Here is a 22,283-nt window from a genome sequence, read left to right as displayed (position 1 = left end):
ACACGCGTGTAGTTCTCCGGAGGTCGTTCAGGCGTCGTTCCCGGGGCCCGCGGACGGCCTGCTCTTGTGGATCCGGACCGCGAAGTCGGCGAGCGTCTTGATCGCCGCGGCGGCCACCTCGGCCTCGTCCAGCGCCGGGACCGGCGCCGCGGCGTCCGGGCCGGGCACCAGCATCGCGGGGTCGCCGTGGATCGAGTAGCCGCGCGCCCGCACCGCCTCCATCCGCTCCTGCGCGAGCTCGCGGACCCAGCCGAGGTGCTCCGGCGGCAGCGTCAGCCGCGCGCTCGCCTGCCGGGCGAGCACCTTCTGGACCAGGGTCCGCCGGATCGCGGGCAGGTAGTCGGCGCGGTAGTCGGGCAGCCGCTTGCCGAGCGCCAGGTTCAGCCGGCGCAGGACCTCGGCCTCGACGTACCCGAACGACGCGTTGACGTCGAAGCCGGGCAGCGTGATGACGGCGGGGTCGTAGCCGACCACCGAGCCGAACGAGCGGAACACGTGGTCGGGGTCGACGCGCATCGGCGGCACCGGGATCACGTTGACCCGGGCCGGGTCGATGCCGGCCCCCCAGCGGGTGCAGATGTCGAGGACGTCCTGGCGCATCCAGTACTGCTCGGCGCTCACGCTGGAACGCTCACGCACCTCGTCGAGGAACGTCGGGTAGTCGGTGGTCAGCCGGTGCTTGAGGAACTGCTGCCACTCCGACGGCAGCTGCTTGGCCCAGTCGCGCGCGGTCAGCACGACGTGCACGTCGAGGCCGGCCGCGTCGGCGACCTCCGAGAACGCCGTCACCTGCGCCGGCGTGCACTCGGCGAGGTCCTCGTTGCTGATGAGGAGCCGGTCCCCCGGCGTCGACCGGAGCAGGTCGACCAGGCTCTTCACCCGCGGCAGGTCGACGTCCTTGGTGAACCCCTGTCCCCCGACCCAGCCGAGCGGGCGCAGCAGCTTCTGGATGTGCTCCTGGCGTCCGACGAACGGCACGCCGACACCGGCCGCGGCCAGCGCGTCGACCGACTCCCAGAGGCCGTGCTGGAGCGCGGAGGTCCCGGTCTTGCTCGAGCCGACGTGGACGAAGACCGGACGGCGAGCACTCACGGGGCGAGGGTATCCCTAACCACCGGCTCAGCTGATCTGGGCGGTCGCGCTGATGAAGAAGTGGTCACTGACCTTGCTGGTGATCGGCGACGTGTCGCGCCAGTAGCTCGACCAGGCGATCTGGCCCGCCCCGACGACCCAGTCGACCGGGATCGGGCTCGGGGGCGGCACGCAGCCGGAGGCGTAGCTGCCGCCGTTCGGCGCGGTCATCCCCGCGGCCGGCACGACGTTGCAGTAGAAGAGCTCGCGGTCGTTCATGTCGCCGGTGACCAGCACCGGCAGGCCGGTGGCCTTGAGCTGGTTGACGATGCCGACCAGCGTCTGCTGGCCCGAGCGCCGCTCGGTGGCGTACCGGCCACCGCCCGCAGACGGGTGGGTGTTGACGACGTAGAACTCGCGGCCGGTCGCGATGTCGCGCAGCTGCAGGATCGGCTGCGGGCGCGCGCGGCCCATGAACGTGATCGTGAACTTGCTGCCACTGACGAACTGGAACCGCGAGTCGTCGTACAGGATCGAGTTGTCGGTCTCGGCGCTCCCCCAGGCGGTGCCGGGGTACGCCGCCAGCCCGGTGCGCGACTGCAGCGCGGCGAGCTGGTCGGTCTGGAGCTCCTGGGTGCCGACGATGTCGACGCCGTGCTTGCCGATCAGGGCGGCCGCCTTCGGCGAACGGACCGAGGCGGGCGGGTACCGGCGGCGGTCACCACCCGGGGCGGTGTGCTGGCTGCCGAGGACGTTGAACGAGCCGATGCGCAGCGAGAACGGCTGCGCGGCCTCCTCGGAGCGCGAGAGCCGGCCGGCCTCACGGGCCAGCGCGCGGTCCTTGGCCTTCGCCCGCTTCTCGGCGAGCGCCTCCTGACGCGCGCGGATCTCGGCCTTGGTGGGTGGCGCCTTGACCAGTGTCTGGGCAGGCAGGACCGCACCCGGGGTCGGGTCGTCGGCGCGGCTGCTCAGGTCGGCGGCGACCTGCCCGGCGAGGTCCTCCGAGGAGACGGACGGATCGAGGTCGATCAGCGACGCCCGGACCGCCGCGAAGACCGAGAGTCCGAGAGTCACGACCAGCAGCACTCCGAGCACCGTCCGGGCGAGTCGCCCGCCCGGCAGCCGCTTGCGGAGCGCATGGCGGGGCACCGCAGGAGGTTAACACCCGAGCGCTCCGCCAGTGGCTTCTTCGGAGCCTTGTCCCGGGCAAGGCGGGGACCGTCGCTACCCTTCGGCCATGATCCTGACGGCGTCGACGATCAAGGACTCCCCCGAGAACGTGCGGTTCTTCGTCACGGCGAACCTGGCGTCCGGCGTGGACCACATGGTCGTGTTCCTGGACGCTCCCAAGGAGCCCGGGCAGCCGGAGATCGCGGCCGAGCTGGCCGCGCACCCCCACGTCACCTGCATCCCGACGGGCCGCAAGACCTGGTGGACCGACGGGCGCCCGCAGAGCCTCAACGTGCGGCAGCGGATCAACGCGAACTGGGTACGCCGGGTGCTGGAGCCCTTCGACTGGGCCGAGTGGCTGTTCCACGTCGACGGCGACGAGGTCGCCCGCGTGGACCGCGAGGCGCTCGCCGAGGTCCCGGCCGGCGTGGACGCCGTCCGGCTCCCCCCGTGGGAGGCGGTCAGCCAGTGGAGCCAGCCCGAGCGGCCGACCCGCTTCAAGCGCCTCCTCGACGACGGCGACCTGAACCTGCTGCAGGTGCTCGGCACCATCGGCGAGCCGACCAACCAGGCGTACTTCCACGGCCACGTGATGGGCAAGTCCGGCGTGCGGCCCGGCTCCGGGCTGGCGCTCACCCTCCACGAGGCGATCTCGGCCGACGGCGAGCGGCAGCCGCGGCACGAGGACGACCGGCTGAGCGTGCTGCACTACGACGCGCCGTCCGGTGAGGAGTTCGTGCGCAAGTGGACCGCGCTGGCGCAGGCGGGACCGGCGCGCTACCGCCCCGACCGCGCCCCGGCGGCCCGCGCGCTCCGGGCGCTGACCGCCGGCGACCTCCCCGACGACGTGCGAGCGACGTACCTGCGCCGGATCTACGACCTCACCACCCGCGACGACGTAGAGACGCTGGCCGACCTCCGGCTGCTCGTCGAGCACGACCCGCTGCAGGCGGGCGCGACGCCGCGGCCGTTCCCGGTGGGTGCGGCCGAGCAGCTCGCCGCGCGGGTCGCCGAGCTCTCGGCAGAGCCGAAGGCCGGCTTCTACGTCGAGGAGTCGTCGGCGCCGCGTGACCGGAACAAGCGGCTCAAGCGGTTCGTCGGCCGGTCCTGACGCGACTGCCGGAGCTCCCGCACGTCGCCGAGCATCGTCGCCACCAGGTCGACGGCCACGTCGGCGACCTCCTCGTCGGTGACCGACAACGTGCTGCGGCGCTCCTCGAGCACGTCGGGGACCAGCAGCTGGTCGAGGTTCCCGACGACGTCGTACGGCGCTCCGCCCAGGTGGTCGACGGCCTCGACGGCGCGGCGCCGGCAGTCCTCGACCTGGTCGGGCTCGGGCCAGAACCGCTCGCCGCGGCGCGGCACCAGCCGCTCGTCGGCGAGGAACGTGCGCAGGTAGACGCCCTTGTCGAAGGCCTTGTCGAAGCCGGTGAGCCGGGCGTTGACCCGGCGCAGCGTCTCGGCCTCCGCGACGCCCATCGAGGTGTTCGGGAACGACCCGGACAGGTCGATGCCCTCGGTCGGGAAGCCGACGATGCCGGCGAAGCGGTGCCAGACGTCCTCGCGCGGCGCGTCCGGGTCGAGCACCAGCACGTGCACCCGCTCGGGCGGGACCGCGGCGGTCCACCGCTCCAGCACCAGCCGCAGGTCGAGGGTCCGCCAGTTCCAGATGTCGGTGGGCTTCTCCGACACCTCGCGCGCGTAGTCGGGCATCGCGGTCGTCGAGCCGTTCTTCAGGCTCTCCTGCCAGCTGGCGGTGAACAGCCCGAGCGGCTCGCGCGCGGTCACCACGAGGTGCACCTCGGTCGAGCCCAGCGCGTCGACCGCGGCGACGGCCTGCTCGGCGCTGGCGGCAGCGAAGAACTCGTGGCTGATCAGGCCGGTGCCGCTCGCGCCCGCGAGCTCGGCGCAGATCCGCGACCACGCGGTCTGCTGGTGCTCGGGCGCCCGCTGGTGGCTGCGCTGCTCGCGCACCGTGCGCGAGGCCCACAGGTGGTCGCGCCGCTCGGCGCCCGGCACCACGATCCCCCGCTCGCGCAGCTGCTCGCGGTTGGACCAGATGATCGTCTGGAGGTACGAGGTCGCAGTCTTCGGCAGCCCGATGTGGACGAAGGTGCGCTCAACCATCAGCGGCGACCACTAGAGCGACTCCTGGAAGCGCGCGATCGCCTCCTGGATCTTCGCCTCGTCCCGCGACGCCACCGGCACGAGCAGCTCCTGGACGACGTCGACGAGCTCCGCGAGCCGGACGTTGTGCCGGCGCATCTCCGCCACGTCGGCCTCGAGGTCCGCGACGCGCTCCTCGAGGCGTCGTACGGTGGACCGCGATCCCGGAAGCAGCGAACTCATGACCACACCCCTACCACTCGGACGATCGGCCGGCCCTTGCGCTCCAGCTCCTGCACGTCGACCTGGGAGGCCCCGGCACCGCGCAGCAGCGTAGCGAACGCGTCGGCGTCGACCTTGCCGAGCACCCAGTCGGGGAGCCTTCCCTCGGTGCCGGCGTCGGCCGTGTAGAACTCCGCGAGCAGCTGCCCGCCGTCGCGCAGCGCCATCGAGCACAGCCGCGCCAGCGACTCCCGGCCGAGGCCGGAGGTGGCGTCGACGACGTGGCGGGCCAGCACGACGCGCGGCCGCGGCCGGCTGGCGAGGCGCGCACCCTCGGACAGCACCGAGCGCCGGTCGGCGAGGTTGAGGTAGCGGACGTCGAGCGGCAGCGACTCCTGTGCCGCGTGCTCCTGGGCGGGCGCGAGGCCACGGACCGCGTAGTCGTACGCCGTCACCGCGAGGCCCTGCTTGGCCAGCCACAGGCTGTCGGTGCCGCTGCCGGCACCGATGTCGAGGACCTCGGCGTCGAGCGTGCGCGCGAGCTTGGCGGCGCGCTTGGCCAGGAACGACGGCTTCTTGAGCGCCGAGCCGGACGAGGCGTGCGCGGCCTTGCGGTCCCAGTGCCGGATGCCGGGCTGCACGCCGCGGAACCAGTCGTCGAAGGCGCGGATCGTGCGGTCGGGCGTCGTGAACTTGAACGCCGGGTCCGGCGTCTGCCACCCCGGGCCGTACGTCGCCTCGAGCAGCTTCTCCGGCCGGGCCGGGACCGGCACCGGGCGGCCGTCGAGCTCGGCGGTCCCGAGCGGGTAGATCCAGTCCCGCTCGAACGGCGTACCGATCTCGCCCATCAGGTAGAGGCGACCGGCGTCGAGGAAGCCGCCGAACACGTCGAGGCCACGCCGTACGTCGGCCTCGGTCACGTAGATCTTGAAGGAGGCCCCGCTGTAGCGCGAGATCTCCCAGCCGTCCTGCGCCAGCCGTCGCTGGACCTCGAACGACTCACGCGCGACGTCGACCGGGTCGGAGTACCGGCTGACGTAGCCGAGGTCGGCATCGGAGTCGTGGCCGAGGACCTTGCCCTCACGGACCGCGCCGAGCAGCGTGCCGTACGCGACGAACGGCTCGACGCCGGCCGAGCGCAGCGCCTCGATGACGGACTCGGTCGCGTCCAGCAGCGCGGAGATGTCGCGGGTGGACCGGCCGGCGAACGTCGGCACCAGCCGCCCGGACTTGTCGATGCCGAGGTCGACGCCCTTCTTGTTCCGCACCCGGATCTCGCCCTCGCCGCCGCCGAGCGCCACGTCACGGTCGAAGTACGTCGCGCCGGTGGCCGAGTCGACCACGCTGATCCGGGCGCGTCCGTCGAGGTGCCGGCGCAGCGGCGTCGGCCAGTGCGCCTTGCGGATCGGCCACGGCCCGCGGTCGAGCGGGAACGCCGTCGGGACCGTGTCGCGGTGGGTCCAGAACGTCCAGACCCGCCGGCCGTCGATGCGGACGTCGACCGGCCGGTCCGAGGCGGTGACGACGGCGAAGCCGCTGTCGTCGGCGCTCCGCACCCACACCGGACGCGGCGCGCTCACTGCAGGTCGAGGTTGGCGTAGGGGTCCACGCCGGTCCGCGAGTACGGCGTGCCGTCCTCGAAGACGGCGTTCGCGCCGGTGCCGAAGACCAGGTCGTCCGGTCCGGCGACGCGCGTCGTCGGCATCCGGCGCGCGTTGTTCGGGTCCGTCGTCGGGTCGTTGGTGTTGTCGTTCACCGGCGGCTTGGGGAAGTTCGTGTACCAGTAGTCGATGTGCTGCTGGTACTGGAGCGTGCGGTGCTTGCTCCAGTAGATGCCGAGGTTCTCGTCGCTGTTCTTCGCCAGGCTCGACCAGTTGGCGGAGCCGTTGAGCACGACGTAGCCGGACCGGTCGCCACGCACGTTGCCGACGATCGACATCGCCTTGAGGTGGAAGTAGTTGTCGAACGCGCCGTCCTCGTCGAAGTCCTGCGTCAGGTGCTTCATCGGGATCGGGCCGCGGCCCGCCGGGTTGCGCAGCACGCGGCCGACGTCGATGCCGACGACGGTGTAGCCGATCTTGATGTCGCAGCCGCGGTCCCAGAGCTCGCGGACCTTCCGGGCCAGCGCGAGTCCCCGCGACTGCCGGATGACGTCGGGCGCCATCCGGATGATGGTGCGTCCGCTCGGCGTGTTGGTCGCCTCCCAGCACTTCACCTTGTTCAGCAGGTCCATGACGGGGTCCCGCTGCGCGGCGAGCGGGAACATGATGAGCCGGAAGCCCTTGAAGTCCTGCGAGACGTACGGGCGCCTGGCCTTCTTGTCCAGCGCGGCCTGGTGGAAGACCCGGTCGTAGAACCGCCACACCGAGCGGGTGCGGGTGTGGGTGTAGATGTCGTTCCACTGGTTGTTGGTCGAGGCGAGCGTGAAGTTCGCCGAGCCCTGCATCACGACCCGCCTGGTGTCGCCGACCCTCGAGAACATGAAGAGCTTGGCGTGCGCGGCGCCGCCGGGGCCGCGGCAGGAGTTGGCGCACATCCGGGCCCAGCTCTTCCGGCCCTTGGGAGCCTTCTCGTTGCCCTCGCGCAGCTCGTAGCGCAGCCGGCGGAACGGCCCGTTGACGAGGTCCTCGTCGTTGTTCGTGGCGTCCATGAGGACCATGACCTTCACGCCGCGGCGTTGGGCGGCCAGCAGCGCGTCGGTGCCGGCGCTGGTGAGGAAGTTCCACGTGAGGATCTGGATCTCGCTGCCCCGCGGGGACGAGTTGATGGACCGCATGATCTTGTGGAAGATCATCCGCCGCGCGTTGGTGTCACCGAGCGGGCTGTTGAACGTCGGCCCGGGGCGCGGCTTGTAGCGGTCCGGCGCAGCGGCGGCAGCGGTCGTTGCCGCCGTCGCCACGGTGGGGGCCGCGGTCGCCGGAGACCCGGCGGAGGGCATCACGAGACACGAGACGGCGACGAGCAGCGCAAGGAATCGGGCCACGCCGGAACTCCCTCTCAACGGTCCTGGATGGTCGTGCGAGCGCTCAGGCGCGGCATCGCAGTGCTGCTGCACGGTACTCCGGGTCCTCGCTCAACGGCGCATCGGCGGCGTGGACCACGCCGCCCGGCACCGCGTAGAAACGGTCGTCGTACCGGATGATCTTCTGCCCCGACTCGCAGGCCAGCGGGTCCGCCGGGACGTAGGTCCCGGCATCCTCGGCGCACCCCTTGTACCCGCGCGGCAGCGTGGCGCGCTCCTCCCAGACCACCGCGCACGGGAGCGTCCCCGCGGGCAGCGGCTCGGCCGTCTCAGAAGGCGTCGCCGTGTCGGTCGCGCGGTCGGGCGAGGTGTCGGCGGAGTCACCACCGCTCTCGCTGCCGCAGCCGGCAGCGAGCACGGCAACCACCGCGACGACCGCGGGCACCCAGCGCCGGAGCATGCTTCATCGTAGCCGCGGGGCCAACCTGCGGATCACGTCCGCGGGGTCCTCCGCGAGCTCGACGTCGTCGGGGCGCCGGTCGCCGGGCGCGGCGAGCACGGGCGCCAGGTCACCGGGGTCGCCGTGGATCTCGACCCCGTCGCGCTCGGCCTGCGCGAGCCAGGCCGCGGTGGCGGGCTCGAAGACCTCGCGGAGGTCGTACGGCGCTCGCGGCCGCGGACCCGGTCGGCGGGCGAGCACGCCCTCGGCGTACTCACGCTTCACCAGCCGGAGGTAGTCGCCGCGATCGAGGCGGCCGTCGAGCCCGGCGTTCACGGCGCGCAGCAGCGCGATGTCGGCGACGCCGAGGGAGGGGTTCGCCGGGGCCTGTCCGGCCGGGTCGATGACGGCGGCGTCGATGCCGGCGGCCGCCGCGAACCGGTTCCAGAGCTCCGCGGGCTCGGCGCCCGGGCGCGGCAGGACGACGAGGTGGGACCGGCCCGGCGACCAGCGCCGCAGGCAGTCGGCGAAGTCCTGGGCGTGCCAGAAGTGCGGGCGGTCGCCGCCGGGACCGGCGTCCGCGCGCAGCTGCGTGCGCTCGAAGTCGGCGAAGGAGTACGTCGCGCCGAGCTTGACCTCCTCCTGCCAGTGCGCGACCGCCTGCCGCCCCAGGTCGCGCGCGGTGACGACGACGTGCACGTCCACCCCGGCGAGCGGCTCGAGCGCCGTCCGCACCTGGTCGGGGCTCGCCCCGGCCAGCACCTCGTGGCTGATGATCGTCGTGCCCGCGAAGTCGCGGGCCCGCGCGCACAGCGCGGCCCAGGTGCCGGCCACGTCGGCCGCGCTGAGCCCGAACTTGTCGTGGCTGCCGCGGATCTCGACCGCGCCGTGGAACTGCGCTCCCGGCCGGACGAACGGGTAGAGGATCCCGGCCTCCCGGAGCCGGTCCCGGCTGGGCGCCAGCAGGCCCTGGAGGTACGTCGTCCCGCTCTTGGGCAGGCCGACGTGCAGAACCACCCGCTGCTCCGACGCCGACACGACGCCCATGCTCCCATCGGAGCGGTAGCGTGTCCGCACGTGAGCACCACCCCCGCGCGCGTCTTCGTCGCTCGCCTCGTCGGCCTCCCGATCTTCGATCCGGTGGGCGAACAGGTGGGCAAGGTCCGCGACCTCGTCGTGGCCGTGCGCACCGAGGTCCACCAGCCGCGCGTGCTCGGCCTCGTGGCCGAGGTCTTCGGCCGGCGCCGGATCTTCGTGCCGATGACACGGGTGACGAACATCGACAGTGGCCAGGTGTACACGACCGGCCTGCTGAACATGCGCCGCTTCGAGCAGCGCCCCAGCGAGACGATGGTGATCGGCCAGATGCTCGACCGCACGGTCCGCATCTCCGGCAGCGACGTCACCGGCACCGTGTACGACGTCGGCATCGAGCAGGCGCGCAACCGGGACTGGGTGGTCAGCCGCGTCGCGGTCAAGGAGGTCGTCGGCGCGAAGGGCCTGCGCCGGCGGAGCAGCCGGAGCCAGACCCACGTCGTGGAGTGGCGCGACGTCGAGGGCCTGAGCAAGCGCGAGGAGGCGCAGGGCGCCACCCACCTGATCGCGGCGCTCAACGAGATGCGGCCCGCCGACGCGGCCAACATGATCCACGACCTGCCGCCCGAGCGCCGGAGCGCCGTGGTCGCCGCGCTCGACGACGAGCGGCTGGCCGACGTGCTCGAGGAGCTGTCGGAGGAGGACCAGGTCGAGATCCTCGCGAACCTCGACTCCGAGCGTGCCGCCGACGTCCTCGAGGAGATGTCGCCCGACGACGCGGCCGACCTGATCGCCGACCTGCCGCCGGAGACCGCGGCCACGCTGCTCGACCTGATGGAGCCCGAGGAGGCCGAGGACGTCCGGCGGCTGATGTCGTACGCCGATGAGACCGCGGGCGCGATGATGACGCCCGAGCCGGTGATCCTCGGCCCGGACGCGACCGTCGCCGACGCACTGGCGCACGTGCGGAACCCGGAGCTGACGCCGGCGCTGGCCGCGCTCGTCTACGTGTGCCGCCCGCCTCTGGAGACGCCGACCGGCAGGTTCCTCGGCGTCGCGCACATCCAGCGCCTGCTGCGCGAGCCCCCCTCGTCGCTGGTCGCGGGCGCGCTCGACGACACGATGGCGACGCTGCGCCCCGAGGCGTCGATCGACGGGGTCGCGGCCCACCTGGCGACGTACAACCTCGTCGCCGCTCCCGTCGTCGACGAGAACGGCCACCTCATCGGTGCCGTCACCGTCGACGACCTGCTCGACCACATGCTCCCCGAGGGCTGGCGCGACCGCGCCCGGCTCCGTGACGACCGCGAGGAGGTGACCGGATGACCGAGCCTCGCGGCGCGCGGTTGGACACGCCCAAGGACCTGCGCCGACAGCCCCTGCTGCGGCGCCCGGCGTACGACTCCGACGCGTTCGGCTCCTTCGCCGAGGGCTTCGCGCGGTACATGGGCACCGCCCGCTTCCTCATCTGGATGACTGCGGTCGTCGTGTTCTGGGTGCTCTGGAACACCCTGGCGCCGGAGAGCGTGCGCTTCGACGACTACCCGTTCATCTTCCTGACGCTGGTGCTCAGCCTCCAGGCGTCGTACGCCGCGCCGCTGATCCTGCTCGCGCAGAACCGGCAGGAGCAGCGCGACAAGGTGATCGCCGAGCAGGACCGGCAGGCCAACGCCCGCGCCCACGCGGACATGGAGTTCCTGGCCCGCGAGGTGGCGTCGCTGCGGATGGCCGTCGGCGAGGTGGCGACCCGGGACTTCCTCCGCTCCGAGCTGCGGTCGCTGCTGCAGGACCTCGAGGAGCGGGACGAGCGTGCCCACGAGCGTGCTGAGGGTCACGCCGCCGAGGCGGAAGTCGAGCCACCCACCACCTAGACTCGGGGATCATGAGCACCCCCACTCTCGAGCAGGTCAACGCCGCTCTCGCGACCGTCAACGACCCCGAGATCAAGCGCCCGATCACCGACCTCGGCATGGTCGAGTCCGTCGAGATCGACGACGCCGGGCTGGTGCACGTGACCGTGCTGCTGACGGTCGCCGGCTGCCCGCTGAAGGACACCATCAACCGCGACGTCACCGCGGCCGTCTCGAAGGTCGCCGGCGTCACCGGCGTCGACCTCCAGCTCGGCGTGATGACCGCGGAGCAGCGCTCGGGCCTCCAGGAGACGCTGCGTGGCGGCCAGGCGCAGCGGGAGATCCCCTTCGCCCAGCCGGGCTCGCTGACCAAGGTGTTCGCGATCGCCAGCGGCAAGGGCGGTGTCGGCAAGTCCTCGGTCACCGTCAACCTCGCGCTCGCGATGGCCAAGCAGGGCCTGCGGGTCGGCGTCGTCGACGCCGACATCTACGGCCACTCGGTCCCGGCGATGCTCGGCGTGGCCGACAGCCGCCCGACCCAGGTCGACGACCTGATCATGCCGGTGCCCACCGCCAGCGGCGTGTCGGTGATCTCGATCGGCATGCTGAAGCCGCGCCGCGACCAGGTCGTCGCCTGGCGCGGCCCGATGCTCGACCGGGCCCTCGTGCAGATGCTCGCGGACGTCTACTGGGGCGACCTCGACGTACTCCTCCTCGACCTGCCGCCGGGCACCGGCGACGTGGCGATCTCGCTCGGCCAGCACCTGCCCGGCGCCGAGGTCGTCGTGGTGACCACCCCGCAGGAGGCCGCGGCCGAGGTCGCGGAGCGGGCCGGCACGATGGCCTCGATGATGCACCAGCGCGTCGTGGGCGTCGTCGAGAACATGAGCTTCCTGCCCTGTCCCCACTGCGACGCCTCCGCCGACCACCGGCTGGAGATCTTCGGCAGCGGCGGCGGCGCCCGCGTCGCCGCGACGCTGTCGGGCCGCTTCGGGTACGACGTGCCCGTGCTCGGCCAGGTCCCGCTCGACGTCTCGCTGCGCGAGGGCGGCGACGCCGGCAAGCCGATCGTCGACTCCGACCCGACCTCTCCGGGCGCCACGGTGCTCACCGAGATCGCCTCGAAGCTCGCCGGCCGTGGCCGGGGCCTCGCGGGGATGCAGCTCGGCCTGACGCCGACCAGCAAGTTCTGATCAAGTAGGTTCTGCCCGTGCCTGGTCTGCCCGAGCTCGCGGTGATCGCCTTCGTCGCGGTGCTCGTCTTCGGACCGGACAAGCTCCCCGAGTTCGCCAAGCAGGCGGCCCAGCTGGTCAAGCAGGTCCGCCGGATGGCCAACACCGCCCGCGACGAGCTGCGCTCCGAGCTGGGGCCGGAGTACGCCGACCTCGAGCTGCGCGACCTCGACCCGCGCACGATCGTGAAGAAGCACATCGCCGAGGTCCTCGAGGAGGACGACGACGAGCCGGTCCGCCCGACCCGGCGCGGCCAGCGTCCGCTCGGCACCGGCGAGGTCCCGCCGTACGACTCCGAGGCCACCTGAGCGCCGAGCGGCACCTACTCGCGCGACTGCACGGCCGCCAGGGCGCTGAACGCGACCAGCACGCTGCGGCCCTCGCCGACCGTCGCCTCGACGAAGTCGGCGCCCACCCGGCGCAGCAGCGCGTCGTACGACGTCGCGTCGCGCAGGTGCAGCACGCACCGCTCCCCCGCGTCGGCCAGCCGCCGCAGCGCCGAGCCGAGGCCGAGTCTCGCGACCGGTGACCAGGCGACCTCCGGGACCGAGCGGTCCGAGGCGCCGTGCACGGCCGAGATCGCCGGGAGGCAGACCACCCAGTCCTGGGCCGGCCCGCGCAGCACGCACCAGCCGTCGGCCACCCGCTCGAGCCCACCCGCGACGGTGCCGACCCCCTGGACCTCGAGACGGAGATCGGTGTCGAGCGAGGCCATCAGCCGGCTGGCCAGCGTGACCGCGCCGTACGCCGCCCTGCTGCGGTCGGCGAGCTCGGCGTCCCGGTCGGCGGCGTAGAGCGCCTCGGCCTGCTGCTCGAGGTCGTCGAGCAGCGCGAAGAGGTCGTCCTCCCAGGACATGACCGCACCCTACGGAATGATCCCGGCCTCCCGCGCCCGCAGGACCGCGCTCACCCGGTCGTGCGCGCCGAGCTTCCGGTAGGCCCGCTGCAGGTGCCGGTGCACCGTCCGCTCCGAGATCGCCAGCCCGGTCCCGATCGCGGCCGCGGTCCGGCCCTCGCTGAGCAGCCCCAGGACGGCCAGCTCCCGGCCCGTGAACCCGGACTCCTCGGCGGCCGGGCCGCCGGGGACCGATGCCTGCCGGTCGAGCAGCATCAGCAGCGGTTGTACGGCGGTCGCGACCCGCACGTCCTCGTCCGGGAAGTCCCGTCGGCCCCGCGCCAGCACGAACGCGCGGACTCCCGCCTTCTCGACCCGGTAGGTGATCACCAGCTGGTGCTCGAGCTCGAAGGGCGCGAAGTGCTCGGCGAGCACGGCCCGGCTGACGTGGCTGTGCAGGGACCTCGGCACCCGCTCCACGGTCGTCGGGGTGAGCCGGCCCGTCCGGGCGTACCACCGCAGCACCGGATGCTGGGTCGACGTCTCCCGGAGGACCCGTAGCGCCTCGGGCGTCGGGAAGCCGGGCACCGGCTGGTGCAGCTCGAACCCGGCGCGACCGGGCCCGTCCACCCAGCTCCAGCTCACCTGGCACCCGAAGGTCTCGGACAGCCGCGCGGAGACGCACCGCCGGGGGAAGGCCGCGAGCGGCCGGGCGAGCAGGTCTCCGACGAGATCGACCCACTCGCTGGTGCGACGCTCCACAGCTCCCACGCGGACCTCCTGAGCCGATCCTCCAGGCTACGACCTGGCACGTCCGTTGGGTAGAACCTGCCACCCGCCTCGCCTCCGTCGCGCAGCCCCTGCACCTCCCCCACCATCGGAGGAAGGGAGGAGCCATGACCAGGACTGCGCCGGCGCCGACCCGCATCGTGCGGGCGCCCGACAACCCGGCCCGCGACCTGGCGCGCTGGGCCTCGCGCCGCTGCCCCGTGCACGGCACCGTCCTCGACATCGGTGCCGGCGAGCACGCCTCCGGCGACCTCGGCCCGCTCCTCCAGCGGCTTCCGTACCTGGTCGGCACGGACCCGGACCACGCCATCGAGAACAACCGCACCCTCGACGAGCGGCACCGGCTCACCGCCGAGGAGCTCGCGGCCGAGCATCCCGGCCGGTACGACGTCGTCCTGGCGATCTTCGTGCTCGAGCACGTCGAGGACCCGGACGCGTTCGCCCAGGCGTGCCACCGGCTGCTCCGTCCCGGCGGGTCCTGGTTCGCGCTCACCCTCAACGTCCACCACTACTTCGGCGCGACCGCCTGGGCCACGAACCGCCTCGGCATCCAGCCGGCCGTCCTGCACCGGCTCAAGGGCGACGCCGCCGCCCACGACCACCGGTTCCCCACCCGGTACCGGCTCAACTCGCGCCACACCGTCGAGCGCGTCGCCGGGCGGGCCGGCTTCACCGACCTCGAGTTCCGCGTGTACGACGCCGCGGACCGGTACGCGTGGTACCTGCCCCACCCGCTCAAGCGGCTGCCGTCCGCCTACACGTCGTTCGCGTATCGCGTCGGGCAGCCGGGGCTGATGGGCCACCTCACCTTCCGCGCCAGGCGACCATGAGCCTCCTCACCGCGGCAGCGGCGGCCGTCGTCGCGGCCGCCTGCGTCGGCGCGCTCGTCAGCGCTCCCGAGGAGCCCAGCGACACCACCCCGCCGCCGGCCACGGCACCGGCCACGGCACCGGCCACGGCGCCCGTCGCGGCACCGGGACCGGCACCCGGGCCGAACCCGCTCCCGATCATCACCGCGGCCGGCGACCCGTACGCGTGGGTCCGCGGCCACGGCCGCGCGTTGCTTCTCTACTTCCAGATGCGCTCCCGCTGGTGGCCGGATCCGGAGATGGGCCAGTCGGCCGTCGCCCTGGTGGACCGCAGCGCGCACGTCCTCCGCAGGTGGGCTCCCGGAGGCGGCCTGGACCTGGAGTGGTGGCCCGCCGGGGGCGGCTTCGTCGGGATGGCACCCTCGTGGAGCCGTCGCGAACCCGTGCTGCTGCGCGCCCGCGGCGTCGTGCCCCTGACCGAGGAGCGTGGCTACCGGCCGTACCGCGAGAGCGACGTCCGGTTCGGGCACGGCTGGCTCCTGGACCCGGCCCGCCGCACGGTCACCAAGGAGGACCTCCCCCGCTCGCGCTGCGCCCGCTCCCGCTCCACCCCCGGCGCCCTGACCGACCTCCGCGGCCGCACGTGGTGCCTGGACCCGCGCCGCCGCACCCTGTCGTGGACCGACGACGGACGGACCTGGAGCAGGCACCGGCTCGCCACCAGCCACTTCGAGTACTGCGACGGTGGTACCACCGGCGCCCGCGTTGCGGTCCTCGGCCGACACGTGGTGGTCGGCCTCTGGCGCGCGGACCTCAGCGCCGACCGCGGCCGCACCTGGCGCGACGTCGACCTTCCGTTCGAGCTCGTCGGAGCCCACCAGGGCGACGGCGGCTCGTTCCCGAACTGCACCTGGGTCACCAGCCTGGCGGACGGTCGCCTGGTCCTGGAGTACTTCGGCCTCGCGGTCGCCACCAGCCCCGACCACACCGCCTTCGAGCTGGCCGACCACCCCACCGGGACGATGCACCCGTACTCCGTCGAGGGCGCTCTGGTGGCCCCGCACCGGCAGTACGGGCGGCGCCTGATCTCGTACGACGGCGGCGACAGCTGGCGCGACCTCCGCACGCCCGACCTGCTCGCGCACCTCTTCGCGTCCTGAGGCGGGCTCTCGACCTGCTGTGGACAACCGGTTGACCATGCGCGCAAAAAAGCGCATCGTGAAGCAAACGGAAGCAAACGCATAGATTGGCTCTCGGGATGCACGCTCCGGTCCACCGCTGCCTCGTCGTCTGGCTGGCCGCCACCGCGGCCGGCGCCGCTCTCGTCGCCTGGCTGCTGCCGCAGGCGCTGGCACCGGCCACCCGCTTCGACGACGTCCTGGTCCGCCTCTGCGCGGGCGCCGGGTGCGTCGCCGCCGCCTGGCTGTGGGTCGTGACCACGGCCGTCGTGGCGGAGGCCGTCACCGGGGCCACCGCTCCCGGCGTCCCGGCACCACTGCGCCGCCTGGTGCTGCTCGCCTGCGGCGCGGCGGTCGTCGCCGGGCTCGCCGTGCCGGCCCAGGCGACGCCGGGCGAGGTCCACCGCGACCGGCAGCCGTCGGTGGCCGGCCTGCCGTTCCCCGACCGGGCCCTCGGCGCACCGGTCCACGTCCGGACCGCCGAGCAGGTCGTCGTACGCCCCGGGGACACCCTCTGGGAGCTCGCCGCCGCCGATCTGGGTCCAGGCGCCGACCCGGTGGAGATCGACGCCCGGTGGCGCGAGATCTATGCGCGGAACCGGTCCGTCATCGGCCCCGACCCCGACCTCATCGAGCCCGCCCAACGGCTGCGCCTCCCGGCGCACCACGACCAGTGATCCAGGAGGCATCCATGTCCCAGCCGCAGAACGTCGTCCAGCTCCACCCGCCGGCACCCGTGGCCAGCGTCCAGGGCACCCTCGCGCTCGACCTGCAGCCGCGCCAGGACCCGCCCGTCGTCACCGGCGGGCACACGAGCCGGCCGTGGGCCGACGTGATCTCGATCGAGGACCCACGCCGGCGCGGCCTGGAGCAGTGGGCGCGGCGCTACACCCAGGCCGCGGTCGAGATCGTCGGTGGCGACCGGCCGGTCACCCAGCTGCTGCGCTGGAGCTCGCGCGACGTCTACGTCGACCTCGAGCGCCGCGCCCAGCTGGTCGCGCGCGCCGGTCGGCACACGGCCGGCCTGGGCCGGGTGCAGCCGGTCCGCCCGAAGGTGCTCGGCGTGCACCTGTGCTTCCTGGCCCGCGAGGTCGTCGAGGTCAGCGCGCACGTGCGGTACGGCGAGCACTCCCGCGCGCTCGCCGCCCGCTTCGAGGAGCGCCAGCAGCGCTGGTGCTGCACCGCACTGGAGTTCGCTTGATCAAGCGAGCAGCGCGTCGCGACGAAGGAGCGGCGCGCGTCGCGAGACGAGGTTGAGCAAGCGACGCGACTGAGGGACGAAGCCGCGCGAGCGCGTCGAGATCAAGCGAGCAGCGCGCCGCGACGAAGGAGCGGCGCGCGTCGCGAGACGAGGTTGAGCAAGCGACGCGACTGAGGGACGAAGCCGCGCGAGCGCGTCGAAACCCGGTGAGAGGAACCAGAGCGGCGACCAAGAAGGTCGCCGCCCGGGGCATCGGGGGTCTCGATACGCTCGCTGGCGCTCGCTACTCGACCACCGAAGGTGTTACGAGATGCGAGCCGTCAGGCCCGTCGGACCGCCGGGGCGCGTCGAAACCCGGTGAGAGGAACCAGGGCGGCGACAAGAAGGTCGCCGCCCGGGGCATCGGGGGCCTCGATACGCTCGCTGGCGCTCGCTACTCGACCACCGAAGGTGTTACGAAATGCGAGCCGTCACGCCCGTCGGACCGCCGGGGCGACGCTCGCTGGCGCTCGCTGCCCGACCACCGAAGGTGTTACGAGATGCGAGCCGTCAGGCCCGTCGGACCGCCGGGGCGCGTGTCGAGACCCGGTGAGACGACTCAGGGCGGTGACCACCTGGCCACCGCCCTGAGCTTCGGAAGGTCTCGATACGGTCGCTGGCGCCCGCTACTCGACCACCGAAGGTCTTACGAGATCCGAGCAGTCAGTCCCGTCGGACCGCCGGGGCGACCGTGGCACTGCTTGTACTTCTTGCCCGAGCCGCAGGGGCACTTGTCGTTGCGGCCGGTGCCGGCGAACTCGTCCGCCGCCTCGGCCTCGGCGCGCACCTCGACCTCGCCGTCCTCGCTGGGAGCGGAGTAGGAGAGGTTCTGCGGCTTCTTGGGAGCGTCGAGACCCTTCGCGCGGATCTGCGGGGCGTCGGCGGTCGGGACGGCCTGGCGCATCGGCTCGAAGGCCTCCTCGACCTCCTCGTCCTCCTCCTCGACCTCGACCTGGACGTCGAGGTTGAACAGGAAGCCGACCGTCTCCTCCTTGATGCCGTCCATCATCGTGGTGAACATCTCGAAGCCCTCGCGCTGGTACTCGACCAGCGGGTCGCGCTGCGCGTAGGCGCGCAGCGAGATGCCCTCACGCAGGTAGTCCATCTCGTAGAGGTGCTCGCGCCACTTGCGGTCGAGCACCGAGAGCACCACGCGCCGCTCGAGCTCGCGCATGACGACCTCGCCGACGCCCTCCTCGCGACGGTCGTACGCCGTGTGCGCGTCGGCCTTGATCGCCTCGATCAGCAGGCCGCGGTCGAGGGTCTCCCGGCCACCGGCCTCCTCCACGACCGCCTCGGTGTCGAGACCGACGGGGTAGATCTGCCGCAGCGCGGTCCAGAGGCCGTCGAGGTCCCACTCCTCGGAGAAGCCGTCGGTGGCCGCGTTGACGTAGCCGTCCACGGTGTCGTCGAGGAACGTGCGGATCTGCTCCTCGAGGTCCTTGCCCTCGAGGACCTCGCGCCGCTCGGCGTAGATCACCTTGCGCTGGCGGTCCATCACGTCGTCGTACTTGAGGACGTTCTTGCGGGACTCGAAGTTCTGCGACTCCACCTGCCCCTGCGCGTTGGCGATCGCGCTGGTGACCCGCTTGTTCTCGATCGGGACGTCGTCCGGGATCTTCAGCACCTGGAGCACGCGGTCGACCCAGTCGGACTTGAACAGCCGCATCAGCTCGTCCTGCAGCGACAGGTAGAACCGGGACTCGCCCGGGTCGCCCTGACGGCCGGAGCGACCACGCAGCTGGTTGTCGATGCGGCGCGACTCGTGGCGCTCGGTGCCGACGACGTAGAGGCCGCCGATCTCGCGCACCTCGTCGTGCTCCGCGGCGACCTGGCCGCGGATCCGCTCGAGGGCGGCCGGCCAGGCGGCTTCGTAGGCCTCGGCGGTCTCGCCGGCGGGGTCGAGGCCCTCCTTGCGGAGCGCGGCGTCGGCGAGGAACTCGACCGAGCCACCGAGCATGATGTCGGTACCACGACCGGCCATGTTGGTGGCGACGGTGACCGCGCCCTTGTGACCGGCGAGCGCGACGATCTTGGCCTCGTCCGCGTGCACCTTGGCGTTCAGGACGGTGTGCGGGATGCCGCGCTTCTTGAGCTTGGCCGAGAGGTGCTCGGACTTCTCGACCGAGACGGTGCCGACCAGGACCGGCTGGCCCTTCTCGTGCCGGGTCGCGATGTCCTCGACGACCGCGTCGTACTTGGCCTCCTCGGTCCGGTAGACGAGGTCGGGCTGGTCGATGCGCGCCATCGGCTTGTTCGTCGGGATCGGGACGACGCCGAGGCTGTAGATCTTGTCGAACTCGGAGGCCTCGGTCATGGCCGTACCGGTCATGCCGGACAGCTTCTCGTAGAGGCGGAAGTAGTTCTGCAGCGTGACCGTCGCGAGGGTCTGATACTCCTCGCGGACCTCAACGCCCTCCTTGGCCTCGATCGCCTGGTGCAGGCCGTCGTTGTAGCGGCGACCCGCGAGCATGCGGCCGGTGTGCTCGTCGACGATGAGCACCTCGCCGTTCATGACGACGTACTCCTTGTCGTTGCGGAACAGCTCCTTGGCCTTGATGGAGTTGTTCATGAACGAGATGAGCGGCGTGTTCACCGAGTCGTAGAGGTTCTCGATGCCGAGGTAGTCCTCGACCTTGGTGATGCCGGGCTCGAGGACCGAGATCGTGCGCTTCTTCTCGTCGATCTCGTAGTCGACGTCGATGGTCATGGTGCGCGCGATCTTGGCGAACTCGCCGTACCACTTGACCTCGTCCTGCGTCGGGCCGCTGATGATGAGCGGGGTCCGCGCCTCGTCGATGAGGATCGAGTCGACCTCGTCGACGACGGCGAAGTTGTGGCCGCGCTGGACGCACTCCTCGATCGAGCCGGCCATGTTGTCGCGCAGGTAGTCGAAGCCGAGCTCGTTGTTGGTGCCGTAGGTGATGTCGCAGTTGTAGGCCACCCGGCGCTCGTCGGGGCGCATCTCCGGGAGGATCACGCCGACCTCGAGCCCGAGGAAGTGGTGGACGCGGCCCATCATCTCGGACTGGTACTTGGCCAGGTAGTCGTTGACGGTGACGACGTGGACGCCCTTGCCCGAGAGCGCGTTGAGGTACGACGGCGCGACCGCGACCAGGGTCTTGCCCTCACCGGTCTTCATCTCGGCGATGTTGCCGAGGTGCAGCGCCGCGCCACCCATGATCTGGACGTCGAACGGGCGCAGGCCCAGGACCCGGCGGGCGGCCTCGCGGACGGTCGCGAACGCCTCCGGCATGATGTCGTCGAGGGACTCGCCGTTGGCGAGCCGCTCCTTGAACTCCACGGTCATGCCCTGGAGCTCGGCGTCGCTCATCGCGACGAAGTCGTCCTCGATGGCGTTGACGGCCTTCGCGATCGCTTCGAGCTGTCGGAGGATCTTGCCTTCGCCGATGCGGAGGATCTTGTCGAGAATGGCAGGCACGTGGGCACAACTCCTGGGTGTTCAGCCTGAAGGCAGGGGCGGCGCCACTCTACCCAGGGGCCTGAACCCACCCTAACCCGCGCGACGGTTTGCGACCGGTCCAGATATTCGCGTGAACGACCGTTGACATGAACCCGCAGGTTCGTGTCAACTCGTACTGTCATGAAAACGACGCGCCGCTACACGATGACCGCCCGGGCCGAGGCCGTGGAGCGGACCCGGCTGCGGCTGCTCGACGCGACGATCACGCTGGCCGAGACCCGGCTGGTCTCGCAGATCTCGCTCGACGACATCGCAGCCACCGCGGGCGTGAGCGTGCAGACGCTGCTGCGCCACTTCGGCAACCGGGCCGGCCTGATCGACGCGGCCCGCCAGCACGCGCTGACGACCGTCGGCGAGGAGCGGCGTACCCCCGTCGGCGATCCGGACGCGGCCGTCCGCACGGTGCTCCAGCACTACGAGCGCCGCGGCGACACCGTGCTGAGCATGCTCGCCCAGGAGCACGTCGACCCGGCCACCAAGGAGGTCACCGACGCGGGGCGGGCGTTCCACCGCTCCTGGGTGGTGGCGGTGTTCGAGCCGATGCTCCCCTCCCCCGGGGCCGAGCGCGACGAGCTGGTCGACCTGCTGGCCGTGGCGACCGACGTCTACACGTGGAAGCAGCTGCGCCGCGACCGCGGCCTGAGCCTGGCCGCCACGGAGCAACGAGTGCGCGCGCTGGTGGGAGCACTGCTGTGAGCGACTTCCTCCTCGTCACCTGGGACGGCGGCGGCAACGTGCCGCCGGCCACCGCACTCGCCCGCGAGCTGGTGCGGCGCGGGCACACCGTCCGGTTCCTCGGCCACCCGTCGCAGGAGCAGGCGCTCGCCGGCGCGGGCTTCACGTTCGTACGACCGCGGCACGCGCGGAGCTTCGACTCCACCCGCGACTACACACCGCTGCGGATGCTCGGCGTGTTCGCCGACGCCGGGATGGGTCGCGATCTCCTGGACGCGCTGGCCGCCGAGCCGGCCGACCTGGTCGTGGTCGACTCGTTCATGTTCGGCGCGATGGACGCCGTGCGCCGCGCCGGGGTGCGGTACGCCGTCCTCGAGCACATGTACGCCGCGGCGTACCGACAGGGCATCCTCGGCGGACCGATGGGCCTCAACCTCCGGCTGCGCCGGCTGGCGCCGCAGCGAGCCCTCGACTCCGCCGAGCTGCGGCTGCTGATGACGCTGGCCGAGGTCGACCCGGCGCCGGCCGCGGCCAACCTGCTCCAGGTCGGTCCGCTGGCGACCTGGTCGCCGCGCGACGAGCGCGAGCCCACGATCGTGGTCGGGCTCAGCACCTTCGGCTACCCGGGGATGGCCTCCGTCCTGCAGCGCCTCGTCGACGCCACCGACGGGCTGCCGGCACGGGTGCTGGTGTCCACGGGACCGACCATCGACCCCACCGACCTGACGGCCCGGCCCGGGGCCGAGGTGCACCGCTGGCTGGCGCACGCGAACACGCTGCCCGGCGCCTCGGTGCTGGTCACGCACGGTGGCCACGGCTCGACGATGGCCGGTCTCGCCCACGACGTGCCGCTGCTCGTCGTACCGCTCGACGGCAAGGCCGACCACGTCGTGGTCGGGCGCAGCGTCGAGGCCGCCGGCGCCGGGCGGATGGTGTCGCGGCGCGGCTCCGCCGACGACTTCCGTACGGCGCTCGCCGCGCTCCTCGACCAGCCGTCCTACCGGACCGCGGCCGCCCGGCTGGGCGCGGCGATCCGCGCGACCGACGCCGTCGCCGACGGCGCGAGCGCGCTCGAGGCGCTCACGGACGGAGCGGCGGCAGCCGGGGTGCAACCAGACCCCAAGCCCTTTGCAAGCACCTAGAACCAGCCTGGGCACCAGCATCCGACCCCTGCGATCGACCTGGA

General features: G+C 72.4%; 22 protein-coding genes. 11 read left to right on the top strand and 11 right to left on the bottom strand.

The window, feature by feature from the left end; genetic code table 11:
* Positions 1–27 precede the first annotated feature (27 nt).
* Positions 28–1,092, bottom strand: coding sequence for a hypothetical protein (locus MJ604_RS09005; protein WP_243058002.1), 1,065 nt, complete (start codon positions 1,090–1,092; stop codon positions 28–30).
* A 27-nt stretch (positions 1,093–1,119) separates the two neighbouring features.
* Positions 1,120–2,220 carry an endonuclease/exonuclease/phosphatase family protein gene (locus MJ604_RS09000; RefSeq protein WP_243058001.1) on the bottom strand — a complete coding sequence of 367 codons (1,101 nt, stop codon included), beginning with the start codon at positions 2,218–2,220 and terminating at the stop codon, positions 1,120–1,122.
* An 88-nt stretch (positions 2,221–2,308) separates the two neighbouring features.
* Between MJ604_RS09000 and MJ604_RS08995 the strand changes: the two genes are divergently transcribed.
* Positions 2,309–3,352, top strand: coding sequence for a hypothetical protein (locus MJ604_RS08995; RefSeq protein ID WP_243058000.1), 1,044 nt, complete (start codon positions 2,309–2,311; stop codon positions 3,350–3,352).
* Here the strand turns inward: MJ604_RS08995 and MJ604_RS08990 are convergent.
* From MJ604_RS08990 to MJ604_RS08965, 6 genes are read right to left on the bottom strand one after another with little or no spacing between them, the layout of a single operon-like run.
* Positions 3,283–4,368, bottom strand: a complete 1,086-nt coding sequence (locus MJ604_RS08990) for a hypothetical protein (protein ID WP_243057999.1) — start codon at positions 4,366–4,368, stop codon at positions 3,283–3,285. The two genes, MJ604_RS08995 and MJ604_RS08990, sit on opposite strands and share 70 nt — an antisense overlap.
* A gap of 12 nt (positions 4,369–4,380) precedes the next feature.
* Positions 4,381–4,590, bottom strand: coding sequence for a DUF6752 domain-containing protein (locus MJ604_RS08985; protein ID WP_243057998.1), 210 nt, complete (start codon positions 4,588–4,590; stop codon positions 4,381–4,383).
* Positions 4,587–6,149: a bifunctional 2-polyprenyl-6-hydroxyphenol methylase/3-demethylubiquinol 3-O-methyltransferase UbiG gene (locus MJ604_RS08980; RefSeq protein ID WP_243057997.1), complete on the bottom strand. Its 1,563-nt coding sequence runs from the start codon at positions 6,147–6,149 to the stop codon at positions 4,587–4,589. Before MJ604_RS08980 ends, MJ604_RS08985 begins: the two co-directional genes overlap by 4 nt.
* Positions 6,146–7,552 carry a phospholipase D-like domain-containing protein gene (locus MJ604_RS08975; protein WP_243057996.1) on the bottom strand — a complete coding sequence of 469 codons (1,407 nt, stop codon included), beginning with the start codon at positions 7,550–7,552 and terminating at the stop codon, positions 6,146–6,148. The genes MJ604_RS08980 and MJ604_RS08975 overlap by 4 nt, the downstream gene beginning before the upstream one ends.
* Before the next feature lie 43 nt (positions 7,553–7,595).
* Positions 7,596–7,991, bottom strand: coding sequence for a hypothetical protein (locus MJ604_RS08970; protein WP_243057995.1), 396 nt, complete (start codon positions 7,989–7,991; stop codon positions 7,596–7,598).
* Between the two features lie 3 nt (positions 7,992–7,994).
* Positions 7,995–9,017 carry a hypothetical protein gene (locus MJ604_RS08965; protein WP_243057994.1) on the bottom strand — a complete coding sequence of 341 codons (1,023 nt, stop codon included), beginning with the start codon at positions 9,015–9,017 and terminating at the stop codon, positions 7,995–7,997.
* A gap of 30 nt (positions 9,018–9,047) precedes the next feature.
* Between MJ604_RS08965 and MJ604_RS08960 the strand changes: the two genes are divergently transcribed.
* From MJ604_RS08960 to MJ604_RS08945, 4 genes are read left to right on the top strand one after another with little or no spacing between them, the layout of a single operon-like run.
* Positions 9,048–10,331: a magnesium transporter MgtE N-terminal domain-containing protein gene (locus tag MJ604_RS08960; RefSeq protein WP_243057993.1), complete on the top strand. Its 1,284-nt coding sequence runs from the start codon at positions 9,048–9,050 to the stop codon at positions 10,329–10,331.
* A complete protein-coding gene (locus tag MJ604_RS08955; protein ID WP_243057992.1) occupies positions 10,328–10,876 on the top strand; it encodes a DUF1003 domain-containing protein in 549 nt (182 codons plus the stop codon). The genes MJ604_RS08960 and MJ604_RS08955 overlap by 4 nt, the downstream gene beginning before the upstream one ends.
* A gap of 11 nt (positions 10,877–10,887) precedes the next feature.
* Positions 10,888–12,048: an Mrp/NBP35 family ATP-binding protein gene (locus MJ604_RS08950; RefSeq protein WP_243057991.1), complete on the top strand. Its 1,161-nt coding sequence runs from the start codon at positions 10,888–10,890 to the stop codon at positions 12,046–12,048.
* 17 nt (positions 12,049–12,065) lie between these two features.
* A complete protein-coding gene (locus MJ604_RS08945) occupies positions 12,066–12,395 on the top strand; it encodes a sec-independent translocase (RefSeq protein WP_308194125.1) in 330 nt (109 codons plus the stop codon).
* Between the two features lie 14 nt (positions 12,396–12,409).
* Here the strand turns inward: MJ604_RS08945 and MJ604_RS08940 are convergent, their stop codons facing one another.
* Together MJ604_RS08940 and MJ604_RS24220 are read right to left on the bottom strand one after the other, a co-directional pair.
* Complete coding sequence (locus MJ604_RS08940) at positions 12,410–12,943, bottom strand: hypothetical protein (protein WP_243057990.1); 534 nt, start codon at positions 12,941–12,943, stop codon at positions 12,410–12,412.
* Between the two features lie 9 nt (positions 12,944–12,952).
* Positions 12,953–13,693 carry a response regulator transcription factor gene (locus MJ604_RS24220; RefSeq protein WP_243057989.1) on the bottom strand — a complete coding sequence of 247 codons (741 nt, stop codon included), beginning with the start codon at positions 13,691–13,693 and terminating at the stop codon, positions 12,953–12,955.
* A gap of 125 nt (positions 13,694–13,818) precedes the next feature.
* Here MJ604_RS24220 and MJ604_RS08930 point away from each other — a divergent pair, with 125 nt between their 5' ends.
* The 4 genes from MJ604_RS08930 (at position 13,819) to MJ604_RS08915 (ending at position 16,899) form a co-directional block, all read left to right on the top strand.
* Positions 13,819–14,541: a bifunctional 2-polyprenyl-6-hydroxyphenol methylase/3-demethylubiquinol 3-O-methyltransferase UbiG gene (locus MJ604_RS08930; protein ID WP_243057988.1), complete on the top strand. Its 723-nt coding sequence runs from the start codon at positions 13,819–13,821 to the stop codon at positions 14,539–14,541.
* Entirely contained in the window at positions 14,538–15,680 is a 1,143-nt protein-coding gene (locus tag MJ604_RS08925; RefSeq protein WP_243057987.1) for a hypothetical protein, read from the top strand. Before MJ604_RS08930 ends, MJ604_RS08925 begins: the two co-directional genes overlap by 4 nt.
* A 98-nt stretch (positions 15,681–15,778) precedes the next feature.
* Positions 15,779–16,375: a LysM peptidoglycan-binding domain-containing protein gene (locus MJ604_RS08920; protein ID WP_243057986.1), complete on the top strand. Its 597-nt coding sequence runs from the start codon at positions 15,779–15,781 to the stop codon at positions 16,373–16,375.
* Between the two features lie 14 nt (positions 16,376–16,389).
* Positions 16,390–16,899 (top strand): Rv3235 family protein, encoded by a 510-nt coding sequence (locus MJ604_RS08915; protein ID WP_243057985.1) that lies wholly within the window; start codon positions 16,390–16,392, stop codon positions 16,897–16,899.
* A gap of 685 nt (positions 16,900–17,584) precedes the next feature.
* On the opposite strand, the gene secA is transcribed toward MJ604_RS08915, so the two are convergent.
* The gene (gene secA, locus MJ604_RS08910) at positions 17,585–20,380 is read right to left on the bottom strand and encodes a preprotein translocase subunit SecA (protein ID WP_243057984.1); all 2,796 of its coding nucleotides are present in this window, start codon (positions 20,378–20,380) and stop codon (positions 17,585–17,587) included.
* 162 nt (positions 20,381–20,542) lie between these two features.
* Between secA and MJ604_RS08905 the strand changes: the two genes are divergently transcribed.
* Complete coding sequence (locus MJ604_RS08905; RefSeq protein WP_243057983.1) at positions 20,543–21,118, top strand: TetR/AcrR family transcriptional regulator; 576 nt, start codon at positions 20,543–20,545, stop codon at positions 21,116–21,118.
* Positions 21,115–22,239: a glycosyltransferase gene (locus MJ604_RS24215; protein WP_243057982.1), complete on the top strand. Its 1,125-nt coding sequence runs from the start codon at positions 21,115–21,117 to the stop codon at positions 22,237–22,239. The genes MJ604_RS08905 and MJ604_RS24215 overlap by 4 nt, the downstream gene beginning before the upstream one ends.
* The last annotated feature ends 44 nt before the right edge of the window (positions 22,240–22,283 follow it).

It is taken from the genome of Nocardioides sp. SR21 (assembly GCF_022761125.1).
Taxonomy (GTDB): Bacteria; Actinomycetota; Actinomycetes; order Propionibacteriales; family Nocardioidaceae; genus Nocardioides.
Note: the sequence above shows the minus strand (reverse complement) of the source record. Positions and strands in the feature narration are given on the sequence as shown.